Source organism: Arthrobacter sp. AL12 (assembly GCF_029960645.1).
Classification (GTDB): Bacteria; Actinomycetota; Actinomycetes; order Actinomycetales; family Micrococcaceae; genus Arthrobacter.
Genome location: NZ_JASBQY010000006.1, coordinates 25,669 through 40,934 on the forward strand (window position 1 = coordinate 25,669; position 15,266 = coordinate 40,934).

The 15,266-nt window shown below is 67.1% G+C and carries 13 protein-coding genes and 1 tRNA gene; 9 read left to right on the forward strand and 5 right to left on the reverse strand.

Going from position 1 to position 15,266, the window contains the following annotated elements; translation table 11 throughout:
* Positions 1-61 precede the first annotated feature (61 nt).
* A complete protein-coding gene (locus QK291_RS08640) occupies positions 62-1,417 on the forward strand; it encodes an MFS transporter (protein WP_282380884.1) in 1,356 nt (451 codons plus the stop codon).
* 85 nt (positions 1,418-1,502) lie between these two features.
* On the opposite strand, the gene QK291_RS08645 is transcribed toward QK291_RS08640, so the two are convergent.
* From QK291_RS08645 to QK291_RS08655, 3 genes are all read right to left on the reverse strand, one after another.
* A complete protein-coding gene (locus QK291_RS08645) occupies positions 1,503-2,651 on the reverse strand; it encodes a N(5)-(carboxyethyl)ornithine synthase (RefSeq protein WP_282380885.1) in 1,149 nt (382 codons plus the stop codon).
* An 8-nt stretch (positions 2,652-2,659) separates the two neighbouring features.
* On the reverse strand, positions 2,660-2,809 hold the full coding sequence (locus tag QK291_RS08650; RefSeq protein ID WP_282380886.1) for a hypothetical protein: 150 nt from the start codon (positions 2,807-2,809) through the stop codon (positions 2,660-2,662).
* Between the two features lie 113 nt (positions 2,810-2,922).
* Positions 2,923-2,996, reverse strand: a tRNA-Gly gene (locus QK291_RS08655).
* 460 nt (positions 2,997-3,456) lie between these two features.
* On the opposite strand from QK291_RS08655, the gene QK291_RS08660 reads away from it, so the two are divergent.
* The gene (locus QK291_RS08660; protein WP_282380887.1) at positions 3,457-4,371 is read left to right on the forward strand and encodes a PaaX family transcriptional regulator C-terminal domain-containing protein; all 915 of its coding nucleotides are present in this window, start codon (positions 3,457-3,459) and stop codon (positions 4,369-4,371) included.
* Between the two features lie 31 nt (positions 4,372-4,402).
* Here QK291_RS08660 and QK291_RS08665 read toward each other — a convergent pair whose 3' ends face one another.
* Positions 4,403-4,804: a RidA family protein gene (locus tag QK291_RS08665; RefSeq protein WP_282380888.1), complete on the reverse strand. Its 402-nt coding sequence runs from the start codon at positions 4,802-4,804 to the stop codon at positions 4,403-4,405.
* Positions 4,805-5,050: 246 nt separating this feature from the next.
* On the opposite strand from QK291_RS08665, the gene QK291_RS08670 reads away from it, so the two are divergent.
* The 5 genes from QK291_RS08670 (at position 5,051) to QK291_RS08690 (ending at position 11,414) form a co-directional block, all read left to right on the forward strand.
* Positions 5,051-5,923, forward strand: a complete 873-nt coding sequence (locus QK291_RS08670) for a fumarylacetoacetate hydrolase family protein (RefSeq protein ID WP_282381210.1) — start codon at positions 5,051-5,053, stop codon at positions 5,921-5,923.
* A gap of 45 nt (positions 5,924-5,968) precedes the next feature.
* Positions 5,969-6,418, forward strand: coding sequence for a cupin domain-containing protein (locus tag QK291_RS08675; RefSeq protein ID WP_282380889.1), 450 nt, complete (start codon positions 5,969-5,971; stop codon positions 6,416-6,418).
* Positions 6,415-7,287 carry an acyl-CoA thioesterase II gene (locus tag QK291_RS08680; protein ID WP_282380890.1) on the forward strand — a complete coding sequence of 291 codons (873 nt, stop codon included), beginning with the start codon at positions 6,415-6,417 and terminating at the stop codon, positions 7,285-7,287. The genes QK291_RS08675 and QK291_RS08680 overlap by 4 nt, the downstream gene beginning before the upstream one ends.
* Positions 7,288-7,372: 85 nt before the next feature.
* Positions 7,373-9,022 carry an AMP-binding protein gene (locus QK291_RS08685; protein WP_282380891.1) on the forward strand — a complete coding sequence of 550 codons (1,650 nt, stop codon included), beginning with the start codon at positions 7,373-7,375 and terminating at the stop codon, positions 9,020-9,022.
* 10 nt (positions 9,023-9,032) lie between these two features.
* Entirely contained in the window at positions 9,033-11,414 is a 2,382-nt protein-coding gene (locus QK291_RS08690; protein WP_282380893.1) for a bifunctional salicylyl-CoA 5-hydroxylase/oxidoreductase, read from the forward strand.
* Positions 11,415-11,430: 16 nt separating this feature from the next.
* Here the strand turns inward: QK291_RS08690 and QK291_RS08695 are convergent, their stop codons facing one another.
* Positions 11,431-11,880, reverse strand: coding sequence for a thioesterase family protein (locus QK291_RS08695; protein ID WP_282380895.1), 450 nt, complete (start codon positions 11,878-11,880; stop codon positions 11,431-11,433).
* Positions 11,881-12,008: 128 nt separating this feature from the next.
* On the opposite strand from QK291_RS08695, the gene QK291_RS08700 reads away from it, so the two are divergent.
* Entirely contained in the window at positions 12,009-13,748 is a 1,740-nt protein-coding gene (locus tag QK291_RS08700; RefSeq protein WP_282381212.1) for a thiamine pyrophosphate-binding protein, read from the forward strand.
* Positions 13,749-13,888: 140 nt separating this feature from the next.
* Positions 13,889-15,199: an aromatic acid/H+ symport family MFS transporter gene (locus tag QK291_RS08705; RefSeq protein WP_282380897.1), complete on the forward strand. Its 1,311-nt coding sequence runs from the start codon at positions 13,889-13,891 to the stop codon at positions 15,197-15,199.
* The last annotated feature ends 67 nt before the right edge of the window (positions 15,200-15,266 follow it).

Here is a 15,266-nt window from a genome sequence, read left to right on the forward strand (position 1 = left end):
TCTGTTGCGGCCAGCTTAGCGTTAAGGGATTCCCGCTCACCCGCTCCCTTGAGGACTTTCCGTGGCACCCCCTCCGCCGTTAGAGGCCGACGTAACTGCACTGCCGGACACCAACACTGCGCCCATCGCCGTCGTCAGCCGGCGGCTGCCCTGGCGCCACACGTTTATCTCGCTGAAAGTCCGCAATTTCCGCATTTTCGCGATCGGCCACTTCGTCGCCGTGATAGCCATTTGGATGCAGCGCATTGCCCAGGACTGGCTGGTGCTCCAGCTCTCCGGTTCCGTCACCGCCGTCGGGATCACGGTGGCGCTGCAGTTCCTGCCCTCGCTCTTCCTGGGCCCGTGGGCGGGCATGATGGCGGACCGTTTCGCGAAGCGGAAGATCCTGATGCTGTGCCAGTCGGTGGCGGCGGTGCTGGCGGCCGTCCTCGCGGTGCTGGCACTGAGCCAGCGGATTGAGGTCTGGCACGTGTATGTGATCGCCCTGGCCCTGGGCCTGGTCACCGTGCTGGACCAGCCCGCGCGGCAGGTCTTCGTCAATGAACTCGTCGGCCCGGCCTACCTCCGGAACGCCATCAGCGTGAATTCCACGACTTTCCAGCTCGGCGGCCTGATCGGGCCGGCGCTCGCCGGGCTGCTGCTGACCGCGGTGGGCGCCGGCTGGGCGTTCGCAGCGAACGCCGTCGCCTGCTGCTTCACTGTCGCGATGCTGCTTACGCTGCGGAAGGACCAGCTGCACATCAGCGCTCCGGTGCCCAAGCGCAAGGGCATGCTGCGGGAGGGGCTGGACTATGCGCTGAGCAAGCCCACCATCTACTGGCCGTGGCTGATGGCCGGCTTCATCGCCGTGTTCGCGATGAGCCTGCCGGTGCTGCTGGCGGCCTTCGCGGACAACGTCTACGATGTCGGCGCACGCGGCTACGGCCTGCTGAACGCGCTGGTTGCCCTCGGGGCGCTGGCCGGGGCCATCACTTCCGCCCGCCGGCGGGAACTGAGGCTGCGCTCGGTGATCCTGGGGGCAGGAATGTACGGGCTGATGCTCTGCCTCGCCTCACTGGCGCCCTCCATGGTGTGGTTCGGGGCGGCGATGGTGCTGGCCGGGTTCTGGTGCTTGATGTTCCTGACCGCCGCCAACCAGCTGGTCCAGATCAGCTCCAATATGGCCATCCGCGGGCGCGTCATGAGCCTATACATCATGGTGCTGATCGGCGGGCAGGCCATTGGCGGGCCGATGCTTGGCTGGCTGGCCGAGCACGTGGATCCACACACGGCCATCCTGGTCTCCGGCGGGGTGCCGGCACTGGCGGCAGCGACGGTCGCCGTCGTGCTGGCACGCCGCGACCAGCTGATGCTCAAGGTGGACCTGAAGGACCGGCGGCGGCTCGTGAGGATTGTCCGCGCTGCCGCCACACCCTAGCTTTTCGCGCCGTTTTCCGACAGCCGCTGCGTGGATCCACGCAGCGGCTGTCCTTTTCTGTAGCGGAAACCCGGGGGGAGCGGTGCTAGTCCGCCAGCGGCAGGTGCGGGTACTCCGGATTCCGCTGCTGGAACTTCAGGATGTCCGGGTTGAGGACCACGCCGTCGCGGATTTCGATCGCGCGGCGGATGGTCTCGTTCCCGGCCCAGGCGCCGGGGCCGGCGATCACGGTCTCCAGGAACGGCAGCAGCGCCTCGCTGATTTCCCAGCTGGAGGAATTCCAGAGATAGGACGGGGTGTGGTCCACCGCGTAGTAGTCGATATGGTCCCCGACCTTGAACATCGGATCGGCGAACGTGGTGGTTTTCGCCCAGCTGAAACCCATGCCCTCATCGCAGGACACGTCCACGATCAGGCTGCCTGGCCGGAACGCGGCCAGGTCCTCCGTGTGCAGGTACGTCAGCGGTGCGTTCGGGTCCTGCAGGGTGCAGTTGACCACGATGTCGCTCTCGGCCAGGAACGGCGCCAGCGGCACGCGGCCCCGCTCGGTGATGACCTGGCTGAGGAACGGCGCCTGGTCGTCGTGGTCGAACTGGGCGATCCGCACCGAATGGATGGGGGAGCCCACCGCGGCCACCCCGCGGTTGGTCAGCACCTGGACGTCATGGACGCCGTGGGCATTGAGGGCCGTGACCGCGCCGCGGGCCGTGGCCCCGAAGCCGATGACGACGGCGCTCAGGCGCCGGCCGTAATCCCCGGTGGTACCGGTCAGGGCCAGGGCGTGCAGCACGGAGCAGTAGCCGGCCAGTTCGTTGTTCTTGTGGAACACGTGCAGGCCGAAGCCGCCGTCGCTGGCCCAGTGGTTCATCGCCTCGAAGGCGATCAGGGTGAGTTTCTTGTCGATCGCCAGCTGGGTGATGGCCCGGTCCTGGACGCAGTGCGGCCAGCCCCAGAGGACCTGCCCGTCCCGCAGTTCGGCGAGGTCCTCGGGCTGCGGCTTGGGCAGGAGGACGACGTCGGCCTCGGCCAGCAGCTGCGCGCGCGGGACGATGCGCCCCACGAGCGGTGCCAGATGCTCGTCCGAAACGCCGAAGCGCTCGCCGTAGCCCTGTTCCAGGATCAGCTGCCCCCGGAGCTCCGGGGCGATGCGGTCCAGATGGAGGGGATGGATCGGGAGACGCCGCTCGTCGGGTTTCCGCGTAGTGGCAAGGACTCCGAGGGTGAGGTGGCTCATGGCGCCGCTCACTTCTTCTTGGGACTCGCCGGCTTGGAGCTGGTGGCCTTGTCCAGGGAGCTGGGCGGCGCTGCCGAGGTCCTCTTGTCGGCCCGCTTTTCCTTGATGGATTTGCCGGACTTCTTGGATGCTGCTTGACGGGGGGATTTGTCAGCCATGATCGCTCCTGTAGCGGAACCGGAGAGGTTCCTGACTTCGAACGATACAGGTAGAGACCTAACGTTTCGGGAGGTCCGCCGGGCTGGGTTCCGGCCACGGCCGGGCGGGGAATTGGAGCGGCTGACGGGAATCGAACCCGCGTATCAAGCTTGGGAAGCTAGCGCTCTACCATTGAGCTACAGCCGCAGTGGGACGGTCCAAGGGCCGGACCTGGTCCCGGGGAACAACGAGATTTACCTTACCCCAGCCGGAAGCCTTCTCAGAACACCCGCGCCGGTTTCTGCCTGCGTCCAGGGCGCACGGCAGGGGACGCCGGGGAGCAGATCAAGGCACGGGACGCGTGGCGGGCCCCTTCATGGCCTTGTTGTTCTTCGGATCGAACGCGAATGTTCGAAGGTAGCGGCGTGCCCAGGTGTTCGCCTGGTCCGTGCAGAGCACAGCGCTGGCCGGGCTCATCTGGTGGGTGGCACAGGATCCGGGAACGGCCCCCTGGCAGGCTGTGGACGAGGCGTTCGCACACCTCACGGACTAAGCGGGCGCCCCGCCGGCTTCGGGACGGCGCCTGTTCGCGGAGCGCCCTGGCCGCGGCGGCACGCAGACCTCTATAACCTAGATCCATGACTGTTTTGCTGAGGGAAGACCGACGGTGGTAGAAGTCCCGGCGCTCCCGCTGGGAGACGGACTGGACTCCGATCCGGCCGGCGGAAGCGCCGTCCCCCGGCCGACCCCGCGGCACCAGCAGCTGATCGTCACGATTTACGGCCTGTACGGGCGCACCAACGGGGGTGCCCTGCCGGTCTCGGTGCTGATCACCATGCTCGACGACCTGGGCGTCGAGTCCTCCGGGGTGCGCTCTTCCGTATCCCGACTCAAGCGCCGCGGAGTGCTGGAAAGCGTCAGACAGGGCGGGGTGGCCGCCTATCGGCTGGCCCCCAATCTTGAGGACGTCTTCCAGGAGGGTGACCGCCGCATCTTCTCGCCCCGGCGGGCGACGGCGGCCGACCGCTGGCTACTTATCGCCTTCTCCGTCCCGGAATCGCAACGCCACCTTCGCCACCAACTGCGCAGCATGCTGACCCGGATGGGCTTCGGGTCTGTCACCCCGGGCCTCTGGATTGCCCCGGGCAACACCTATGAGGACATCAGCCACCAGCTCGAACGGACCGGGCTGACCGAATATGTGGAGTTCTTTAGGGCGGAGCACCTGACTTCCGGCGACGTCAAGGATAAGGTTTCCCGGTGGTGGGACCTTCCGGCGCTGGAATCGCTCTACGCGGAATTCATAGAGCGCTTCGCTCCGGTGCTGGCGCGGTGGGAGTCCGCAGGCGCGGCCGAGCCCGGAGCCGACCGGGCGGCCTTCGCGGACTACGTCCAACTCCTCACGCAGTGGCGCCGGCTGCCGTATCTGGATCCGGGCCTGCCGGCGGAGTTCCTGCCGCCAGGCTGGCACGGGCTCACCGCGGAGCGGATCTTCGCGGAACTGCACCGCCTCCTGAACGGCCCGGCCCGCCGGCACGCCGAGAGGCTGCTGGCGGCTACGGGCAGTTCCGGTACTGCCTAGGCCGTGCCGGGCCGAGACTCGGGGCCTGGTCCTAGTCCTGGCCCGATACGACGGCGATGGCCTGGATCTCGATCAGCGCCTCTGCCTGCCACAACCGCGTGACCCCGACGCCGGCCATCGCGGGGTAGCCGGTGCCCGCCATCTCGCGCCAGATCCGCCCGATTTCGCGGCCGTTCCGCTGGTAGTCCTCGACATCGGTCAGGTAGATAGTGACGTTGACCAGGTCCGAGGGCATGCCCCCGGCTTCGGCGAGGGTGGTGAGGACGTTGGAGAAACACTGGCGGAACTGCTCCACGATGCCGCCGGGAACGATGGCGCCGCTGCTGTCCATGGCCGTCTGGCCACCGAGGAACACGGTGTTGCCGGCCAGGACGCCGTGCGCGAAGCCCGAGGGTTTGGCCAGGGCTGCGGGGTTGATGACCTTGTGGTTCATGGTGGCTCCTCAATGAGTCGGCGGTGATGTGTACATGCGAAGGTCCCCGCGGGCGGGGCCTGCGGGGGACCGGAAGGCGGATTCGGAACACTAGCCGGTCTATCCAAACGGGTGAATTCGTGTTAACTTGAGCATATGTGACGACCGTAAAAATGTCGACATACCCAACTGGGGATGCCGCGGGGGCTCGTCACCGGAACCGGCAAAGGGGCCGGCTCCGCCGTCGAACCGGAAGTGAAGAAAATCATGCGCCTTGCGACCGTCATTACGGCAGCCAGCGACGCCGAAGGTGGCCCCGCCACGCGCGCCGCAGTGCAGTCGGGGGACCGTTTTGTGCTCCTGGCCGCGCGGGACCTTAGTGAACTGCTGGGAAGTGCCGGCTGGCAGGAGCAGGCAGCGGCCGCCGTAGCCGCCGCGGAAGCGGCAGGCAGCGAGCCGGGAGACTACATCGCTGTTGGTTCCGCCCGGTACGCCACCGCGCTGCCGCGCCCGTCCAAGATCATTTGTTGCGGCCTGAATTACGCGGACCACATCGCGGAAATGGGCAGGGAGTTGCCCGAATACCCCACCCTGTTCACCAAGTACGCGGACACCCTGATCGGCGACGGCGAAGCCATCGACGCCGCCGGGCACGGCGCCAGACTGGACTGGGAAGCGGAACTGGCCGTCGTCGTCGGCGCTCCGCTCAAGAATGCCTCGCCGGCGGAAGCCGCCGCCGCGATCGCCGGTTACACGGCGGCGAACGATATTTCCATGCGCGACTGGCAGAGCCGAACCCTGCAGTGGTTCCAGGGCAAGGCCTTCGACCGCACCACCCCGCTCGGTCCCGTGCTGGTGACCCCGGATGAGTGCGATCCCGAGGCCGGTGTCCAGGTCCGGTGCCTGGTCAATGGCGAAGAGGTCCAAAACGGCAACACCAAGACGCTTGTATTCACTGCGGCCGCCCTGCTGTCCTACATCTCCACGTTCACCAGGCTGAGCCCCGGCGACGTCGTCCTCACCGGCACCCCCGGAGGTGTCGGCATGGGCGCCAACCCGCCGCGCTTCCTGCGCGACGGCGACGTGGTCACCACCGAGGTCGAGGGGATCGGCACGCTCACCAATACGGTCCGCCTCTAAACTCCCAAACCGCCATACCGACCCTCCATGCAGAGAGGCACCACCATGACAGAACAGATCAGCCAGCAGTTGACCGAACAGGTTGTCCCCGTCGTCACCCGTAAGGGTGCCGAGCACCGCGACACCGGCCAGTCCGGCGGAGCCGTCCGGATCTCCGGCGTCAGCCCGCAGCACACCCCTGCTACAAAGATCTGGTACGGCCAGGTCAGCAACGAACCCGGCTACCGCTCCTTCCCGCACCACCATGGTGAAGCTGAGACCGGCGGCTATGTGCTGCGCGGCCACGGCCGGATCTACTTCGGCGAGGACTACAAGGAATTCATCGACATGACCGAGGGCGACTGGGTCTTCGTCCCGCCCTACATGCCGCACGTGGAGGCGAACATGAGCATCACCGAGGAACTCGTCTGGCTCACGGCACGAACGCCGGAGAACATCGTGGTGAACCTCGACGACGTCGACGACGCCACCCTCGAAGGGTACCGCCGGGCATGAGCCCCACCTCTGAAATCCTCCTGTCCGCCCTCGAGTTGACGCCGGTCGAGCCGGACTTCCTCGACGAGGCATACACCGCCACGACGCAGTACGTGCCCTGGCCCAAGGCTTACGGCGGCGACATGGTGGCGCAGGCCGCAGCGGCCGCGATGCGCTCGGTGGGGGAGGACCGCTCGCTGCACTCCATGCACAGCTATTTCATGCGTCCGGCGGACATCGGCGCCGAAGTCCGCTACGAGGTGGAGCGGCTTCGCGACGGGCGGGGTTACTCCACCCGACAGGTCCGCGCCTATCAGGGCGGCAAGACCGTCTACGTGGCCATGGCGTCGTTCCATACGGCGGAAACCGGCGAGGAATTCGCCCGCGCCATGCCGGCCGGGATCCCGGAGCCGGAATCGCTGCCGTCCTCCGCCGACGTGCTCGACGGCGTCGATGGTGACGCCGCGGCCTACTGGTCCGGCGGCCGCAGCTTCGACATGCGGCACGTCCCGGGGTCCGTGTACGTCAGCGTCGAGGGGGAGCAGGTGCCGCATCAGGCCGTCTGGGTGAAGGCCTTCGACCGGCTGCCGGACGACCCGGACCTGCAGAAGGCGGCGCTAGCCTACGTCTGCGACTACACCATCCTCGAACCGGTGCTCCGGGTACACGGCTACGCCTGGGGTGACCCGGGCTTGGTCACAGCCAGCCTGGACCACGCCATGTGGTTCCACCGCGAGGGCCGGGTGGACGACTGGCTGCTCTACGTGCAGGAAGCAGTCTCGGCCCAAGCCAGCCGCGGCCTCGCCCAGGGGCACTTCTACGACCGGCAGGGCAGGCTCCTCGCCACGGTGGTCCAGGAAGGCATGATCCGGATGTCGGTTGCTCCGTAACTGCCCTTTTGGGCCGCCAAAACGGCCGGTACGGAGCAATCAATAGCCCTCCACCTCCTATCAATGACGATACGAAAGGTCTGCAATGGAACTGACGCCCTCGGCGCACCAGGACACCTTTGCGCGTGACAATCTGCCGCCGGCAGAGCAGTGGCCCACTCTGGAGTTCACGCTGCCGGAACTGCAGTATCCACGGCAGCTCAACGCCGCCACCGTGCTGATTGACGACGCCGTCCGCAGCTTTGGTGCCGAACGCCCCGCCCTGCTCACTCCGGACGGGGTCGAGTGGAGCTACGGTGACCTGCAGCGCCGCGCCAATCAGGTGGCGCAGGTCCTCGTCGAGGACTTCGGGATCGTCCCCGGGAACCGCGTGATGCTGCGCTCGCCGAACAACCCGTGGCTCGTCGCGGCTTGGCTCGGGGTGCTTAAGGCCGGCGCCGTGGTCGTCACGATCATGCCGGCTTTGCGCGCCAACGAGATCCGGACGCTGCTGGAGCTGACCCGGCCGGCCGCCGCCCTGTGCGACACCCGCTTCCTGGACGATCTGGCAGAGGCCGTCAAAGACGACATGCCGGTGCTGGCCATGGGGGGCAGCACCGTCACGGACCTCACGGCCCGCTGTGCCGCCAAGCGCGGCGAGTTCACCGACGTCCCGACGGCGGCGGATGACGTCGCGCTGCTCGGCCCGACGTCGGGCACCACCGGGACGCCGAAGATCACCATGCACTTCCACCGCGACATCCTCGCCAACGCGGACACGTTCGCGCTGCACATCCTCAGGCCCACCCCCGAGGACGTGTTCGCGGGCTCCCCGCCGCTGGCCTTCACCTTCGGGCTGGGCGGACTGGTGGTCTTCCCGCTGCGCTTCGGTGCCTCGGCGCTCCTGACCGAACGCGCCACCCCGCTCGAACTGGCGCAGGCCGTCCACACCGCGAAAGCCACCGTCCTGTTCACCGCCCCCACGGCTTATAAGGCGATCCTCAAGGAAGGGGCCGAAGGGCTCCTCGCCTCGCTGCGCACCGCGGTTTCCGCCGGCGAGCACCTGCCGGCCGAAACCTGGCGGGCCGTCCACGAACGCACCGGCCTGAAGCTGGTCAACGGCATCGGTGCCACCGAAATGCTGCACGTCTTCATCTCCGCGGCAGGGGATGGCATCCGCGCCGGCGCCACCGGCACGGCCGTTCCCGGCTACCGGGCCACGATCCTGGACAACGACGGCCGGGAACTCGGCCCGGGCGCCGTCGGACGCCTCGCTGTGATCGGCCCCACCGGCTGCCGCTACCTCAACGATTCCCGCCAGCTGGACTACGTCGTCAACGGCTGGAACGTCACCGGCGACACCTTCAGCCGCGACGACGACGGCTACTTCTACTACCAGGCCCGCTCGGACAACATGATCGTGTCCTCCGGCTACAACATCGGCGCCCCGGAGGTCGAGGCCGCGATTGACCAGCACCCGGACGTCATGGAAAACGCCGTCGTCGGCCGGCCCGACCCGGAGCGCGGCAGCGTTGTCTGCGCGTTCATCGTGCTGCGCGAGGGCGTCGAGGCCGATGACGCGAAGCGCAGGGAAATCCAGGACTTCGTCAAGCAGACCATCGCCCCGTACAAGTACCCGCGACAGGTGAACTTCGTCGACGGACTGCCCCGCAACCCGAGCGGCAAGCTCCAGCATTTCCGGCTGCGCGAGCAGCTGGCCGCTGACACTGCCACCCCCGAACACCAGAACGCTTGAGAGGCACCACATGAAAATTGCAATCATCGGCGGCGGTCCGGGCGGACTCTACTTCGCCGCCCTTATGAAGCAGCTGGATCCGAATCACGAGGTCACCGTCTGGGAACGGAACGCCGCAAGCGACACCTTCGGCTTCGGCGTCGTCTTCAGCGACGAAACCCTGGGCGGCATCGGCAACGCGGACACCGTGATCGCCGAGTACATGTCCGAGCGTTTCGCCCGCTGGACCGACATCGACATCCACTTCAAGGGACAGGAGCACACCGTCGGCGGCCAGGGCTTTGCCGCCATGAGCCGCAAGGAGCTGCTCGAGCTGCTGCAGCGCCGCTGCGCCGAGCTCGGCGTCGACCTTCGCTTCAGCACCCTGGCGCCGGACGTCGAGGACCTGAGCCGGGACTACGACCTTGTCCTTGCCGCGGATGGCCTGAACTCCGCCGTCAGGTCGCAGTTCGCCGAGGTTTTCCAGCCCAGCCTCGACGTCCGCAAGTCCAAGTACATGTGGCTCGGCACCGACCTGGTCTTCGAGGCGTTCAAGTTCTTCGTCAAGGACACCGAGCACGGCGTCATGCAGATCCACGGCTACCCCTATTCGGATGAGGGAAGCACCTTCATCGTGGAAATGCACGAGGACGTCTGGCGCCGCGCCGGCTTCGACGCCACCAAAAACCAGGCCTTCCGGCCCGGCGAAAGCGACGAGGCGGCCGTCGACGCCATTCGCGCCCTCTTCGCCGCGGAGCTTGAGGGCCACGAGGTCCTGGTCAACAACTCCAAGTGGCTCAACTTCACCACGGTCCGCAACAAGTCCTGGCGGCACGGCAACATCGTGCTCCTCGGGGACGCCGCCCACACCGCGCACTTCTCCATCGGCTCCGGCACCAAGCTGGCCATGGAAGACTCCCTGGCCCTGGCGGCCTGCCTGCACGAACACGCCGAGCTCGGTGTCGCGCTGGAAGCCTACGAAAATGAACGCCGTCCCGTCGTCGAATCCACCCAGCGCGCCGCCCAGGCCTCGTTGGAATGGTTCGAGAACATCGGCATGTACAAGGACCAGAACCCGGTCCAGTTCTGTTTCAACCTGCTCACCCGCAGCCGCCGGATCACGTACGACAACCTCAGGCTTCGGGATCCCGAGTTCGCCGCCCGCGTCGATGAGGAATTCGCCCGCACGCAGGGGATCGAGGGCAGTGCCCCTGCCATGTTCCAGCCCTACCTGATCGGCGGGCTGGAACTGAAAAACCGGATTGTCGTCTCGCCGATGGACATGTACTCCGCCACGGACGGTGTGCCGGGCAACTTCCACCTGGTCCACCTGGGCAGCAAAGCCCTCGGCGGGGCTGGCCTGGTCATGACCGAGATGGTCTGTGTCTCCGACACCGGCCGCATAACGCCAGGCTGCAGCGGCCTCTACAACGAGGCCCAGCAGGAGAGCTGGCGCGAGATCGTCGACTTCGTGCACGACCGTTCGACGGCGGCTATCGGTGTCCAGCTGGGCCATTCGGGCCGCAAGGGCTCCACCAAACTCATGTGGGAGGGCATTGACGAGCCGCTGACCAAGGGCGGCTGGGAGCCGGTTGGCCCCTCGGCGATTCCCTACGGACCGGAAAGCCCGGCCCCGCGCGAAATCGGCCGCGCCGAAATGGACCAGATCCGGGACGAGTTCGTCGCGGCCACTGCCCGGGCGGCCGCCGCGGGATTCGACCTGCTGGAGCTGCACTGCGCGCACGGCTACCTGCTGTCCGCTTTCCTCTCGCCGCTGGCCAACCGCCGCACCGACGACTACGGCGGATCGCTGGAGAACCGGCTGCGGTACCCGTTGGAAGTGTTCGACGCCGTCCGTGCAGCCTGGCCAGCGGATAAGCCGCTGACGGTCCGGCTCTCCGCGACGGATTGGTCACCCGGCGGCAACGACGAGCACGACGCTGTTGCCATTGCCCGGGCATTCGTGGAGCACGGCGCCGACGGCGTGGACGTCTCCTCCGGCCAAGTGGTTAAGGAGGAGAAGCCGGCCTACGGCCGGAGCTACCAGACGCCGTTCGCGGACCGGATCCGGCAGGAGGTGGCACACAAGGCAGGCGTGGCAGTGATTGCCGTGGGGGCGGTGTCCTCCTACGACGACGTCAACTCGATCCTGCTGGCAGGCCGGGCGGACCTCTGCGCACTCGGCCGCACCCACCTGTTTGATCCGCAGTGGACCCTGCACGCGGCGATCGAGCAAAACTACCGCGGGCCAGGCGCCGAGTGGCCGCAGCAATTCCGGGCCGGCAGCCGGAAGCCGCCGGCGGCCCGCACTGACGCGGTCCGGCCACGGCTGGCGCTGATGCGCGAGCCCGAGGTTGCAGGGTTGCCGACGCACCTGCGCTGGACACCGGCGAAAGTGCCCGCCGCGGTCTAGCGCCGGGGCGGCCCGGTCAGTCCAGACCGGAGACGCCGCGGGCGGTGACTTTGGCCGCCAGGTCAGCCGGCCACGGGGTGGCGGCCGTGGCGCCCTGGGCGACATGGGCCGTCACAAAGGACCCGTGGGCGGCGAGGGCACGGGGTTCGCCGCGGAATTCCTCGCCCCACACCTCAAAGCTGAACGTCATGGACGTGCGGCCGATTTTCTCCACTACTACGGTGGTGGTGACCGGCTGGCCGAAGTACAACTTCGCCCGGTAGTTGAGCTCGTGGCGAACCCGCGGAGCCGACGGGAAGTACTCCGGCAGATCGAGGTCCCGGAACAACTTGGCCTCGCAGGCCTCGACGAAGCGGAGTACCGCCGAGTTGTGCTGGTGGCCCGCGGCATCCGTATCCACCCATTCAATGGTCCGTTCCAGGGTCGCCGCCGTTGTGGTGACAGGGAGGGACTGAAGGGGGTTCATAGCGGCCGCCTGGAAGTTCGAAGAGCAGTCAGCAACAGCGCAATATCCAACCGCTGCAGTACTCAATGGAAGGTAAGTCCATGGTAGTAGCTTCACAAGTTTCCCCCGACGCCGCGGGCGCCCCGGAAATGGCCCGCGGACCCATCGACGCGGCCCGCCAGGCCGCCGGTGACCCGGTACAGCAGTCGTCCGCGACCGTCGCGCAGCTCGTGGGCCGGACCCTCGCGGAGCTCGGCGTCGGGCATGTCTTCGGCGTCGTCGGCAGCGGCAACTTCGAGGTGACCAATGCCCTTCGCCTGGCCGGGGTGCCCTACGCCGCTTCCCGACACGAGGGCGGCGCTGCCACGATGGCCGACGCCTATTCCCGGATGTCCGGCCTCGTGGGCGTCGTGAGCACCCACCAGGGATGCGGGCTCAGCAACGCCGTCACCGGGATCGGCGAAGCCGCCAAAAGCCGCACTCCGCTGATCGTACTGGCGGCGGACACCCAAGCCGCCGCGGTCCGGTCCAATTTCAAAATCGACCAGGACGCCCTCGCCCGCAGCGTCGGAGCCGTGAGCGAGCGGGTCCATTCCCCGGCCACCGCCGTCGCGGACACCATCCGGGCCTTCCGCACCGCCCGGAATGAACGCCGCACCGTGGTGCTCAACCTGCCTCTCGATGTCCAATCGGCCCCGGCCGCCGCACAGGCCGCGGCGGCCGGCCCTGCCGCTGTCGCGGACCCCCAGCTGGTCCGTCCTGCCGTCGCCAGCGTTCGTCGTCTGGCGCACCTGATCAGTGCCGCGGAGCGCCCGGTCTTCGTGGCGGGCCGCGGGGGCAGGAACGCGCGCAGGGAACTGCTCGCCCTTGCCGCGCATGCCGGGGCGCTGGTGGCCACGTCCGCGGTGGCGAACGGCTTGTTCCATGACGAGGACTTCGCCCTCGGGATCTCCGGCGGATTCTCCTCACCGCTCAGCGCCGAGCTGATTCAGGGCGCCGACCTGATCATCGGCTGGGGCTGCGCCCTGAACATGTGGACCATGCGGCACGGGCACTTGATCTCGGCCGGGACTGTCGTGGTCCAGGTCGATGTCGAGGACGCCGCGCTCGGGGCCAACCGACCCATCGACCTGGGCGTGGTGGGGGATTCTGCGCTGACCGCGGCGGATGCCCTGGCGGAATTGCTGACGCTCCAGCCGGTTCCGGCGGAGAAGTACCGCACCGCGGAGAACGCGGCGGCCATCGCCGGAAGCTCTCGCTGGAACGACGTTGCAACGCCGGATCTCTCCGGCGGCGGGCGGATCGATCCGCGCGTGCTGAGCCGCGAACTGGACACTATGCTGCCCGCAGACCGGATTGTCTCGATCGACTCCGGCAACTTCATGGGCTATCCCAGCACCTACCTGAAGGTCCCGGACGAGTTCGGCTTCTGCTTCACCCAGGCTTTCCAATCGATCGGACTGGGTCTCTACACCGCGATCGGGGCCGCGCTGGCCCGGCCGGACCGGCTGCCGGTCCTCGGGGCCGGCGACGGCGGCTTCCTGATGGGCATCAGCGAACTGGAGACCGCTGTGCGGCTGGAGCTGCCGCTGGTCTGCATCATCTACAACGACGCCGGCTATGGGGCGGAGGTCCACCACTTCGGCGCGGGAGCCGAATCCGGAGGCGGTCCCGCCGTCGATCTCAGTACCGTCACCTTTCCGGACACGGACATCGCCGCGATCGCCCGGGGTTTCGGCGCGGACGCTGTGACAGTGCGGAGCGTGGCGGATCTTGAAGCCGTTCGCGCCTGGCTGCAACAGCGTCCTGCCCGGCCGTTGGTCATCGATGCCAAGATAGCGTCTGACGGCGGCGCCTGGTGGCTCGCAGAGGCCTTCAAAGGCCACTGATGCACCTGCTCCCTGATGACGATCGTTATAGAAACGAAATATGCTGATTTGTTTACTGTCGCAAACAATGCGTGACACAGTGGGCACAGCATGTGAGCTGTCACACAAATCCCAACCAAATCCGAACGAGAGGTATATCCATGACGCAGTCAATGTCGACTGAGTTGCGCAACGAGGCCACACCTCGCTGGAAGGGCCACGCGGTCCTCATCCTGTGCTTCGTGGCCATCGTCTTTGATGGCTATGACCTGGTGGTCTACGGGTCCACCGTTCCCACAATCCTCAAATTCCAGGAGTGGGGCGTCACCCCCGCGCAGGCCGGGCTGATCGGCAGCCTCGCCCTGGTCGGCATGCTCGTCGGCACCCTCTCGGTCGGCATCCTGACTGACAAGCTGGGCCGCCGACGCATCATGCTGGCCTGCATCGCGTGGTTCTCCACCTTCATGCTGCTCACGGCGTTCTCGCCGTCCGCCGAGGTCTTCGGCTTCCTGCGCTTCCTGACCGGTCTCGGCCTGGGCGGCATCGTGCCCACATGCATCGCCCTGACGGTCGAGTATGCCCGCAAAGAGCGGCGCCAGATTGCCAATGCCGTGATGTTCAGCGGCTACTCCGTGGGCGGGGTCGGCGCCTCCCTTCTGGCCATCAACCTGCTGCAGCACATCGACTTCCGCTGGATGTACGCGATCGGCGCGCTGCCCCTCGTCACCCTCCTTCCGATCGCTTGGAAGCTCCTGCCCGAATCCGTCGCCTACCTCGCCCGCAAGCAGCGCATCGAAGAAGCCAAGACCACAGCGGCACGCTACGGCCTGATCTACTCGGACATAGTCACCGCGGAGGACGTCAAGACCGGCGCAGACGCGCCGAAATCGGCCATGAAGACCCTGTTCACCCGCAAATGGGTCCGCTCCACGGTCCTGTTCGCGATGGCGAACTTCTGTGGCCTGCTGCTGGTGTACGGCCTGAACACATGGCTGCCGCAGATCATGCGGCAGGCCGGGTTCCAGCTCGGCGACGCCCTGACCTTCTTGCTGGTTCTCAATGCCGGTGCGATCGTCGGGTCCATCAGCGCCTCCGTCCTGGCGGACAAGATCGGCATCCGCAAGGTCGTAACGGCGTCGTTCCTCCTGGCGTTCGTGGCCATCCTCATGCTGAGCCTGCAGCTCCCGCTGGCGATGCTGCTCGTCATCGTCGCCTTTGCCGGCCTCGGCTCGGTGGGAACCCAGATCCTGGTGGGCGGCTACTGCGCCACCCATTACCCGCAGTCCCTCAGCGCCACCGCCCTGAGCTGGTCGCTCGGCATTGGACGCATCGGCGCCATCTGCGGTCCCCTGATCGGCGGGCTTATCGCCGGAATGGCCTTCGGCTGGCAGCTCAACTTCTACATGTTCGCGGCCTTCGCCGTGGTCGGCGCCATTGTCGTTTTCTCGGTGCCGAAACTGACCGAAAAGTAGGGCCCGGAAAGTCGTCACAGAGCAGTACACAATCCGGACCGTCCCATAACTCTTCGATAAAGGCCCG

Coding starts and splice junctions, on each gene's coding strand:
- QK291_RS08645 (WP_282380885.1), bottom strand. CDS start 2,651: ATGAGCCACCTCACCCTCGGAGTCCTTGCCACTACGCGGAAACCCGAC.
- QK291_RS08650 (WP_282380886.1), bottom strand. CDS start 2,809: ATGGCTGACAAATCCCCCCGTCAAGCAGCATCCAAGAAGTCCGGCAAA.
- QK291_RS08665 (WP_282380888.1), bottom strand. CDS start 4,804: ATGAACCACAAGGTCATCAACCCCGCAGCCCTGGCCAAACCCTCGGGC.
- QK291_RS08670 (WP_282381210.1), top strand. CDS start 5,051: ATGCGCCTTGCGACCGTCATTACGGCAGCCAGCGACGCCGAAGGTGGC.
- QK291_RS08675 (WP_282380889.1), top strand. CDS start 5,969: ATGACAGAACAGATCAGCCAGCAGTTGACCGAACAGGTTGTCCCCGTC.
- QK291_RS08680 (WP_282380890.1), top strand. CDS start 6,415: ATGAGCCCCACCTCTGAAATCCTCCTGTCCGCCCTCGAGTTGACGCCG.
- QK291_RS08685 (WP_282380891.1), top strand. CDS start 7,373: ATGGAACTGACGCCCTCGGCGCACCAGGACACCTTTGCGCGTGACAAT.
- QK291_RS08690 (WP_282380893.1), top strand. CDS start 9,033: ATGAAAATTGCAATCATCGGCGGCGGTCCGGGCGGACTCTACTTCGCC.
- QK291_RS08695 (WP_282380895.1), bottom strand. CDS start 11,880: ATGAACCCCCTTCAGTCCCTCCCTGTCACCACAACGGCGGCGACCCTG.
- QK291_RS08700 (WP_282381212.1), top strand. CDS start 12,009: ATGGCCCGCGGACCCATCGACGCGGCCCGCCAGGCCGCCGGTGACCCG.
- QK291_RS08705 (WP_282380897.1), top strand. CDS start 13,889: ATGACGCAGTCAATGTCGACTGAGTTGCGCAACGAGGCCACACCTCGC.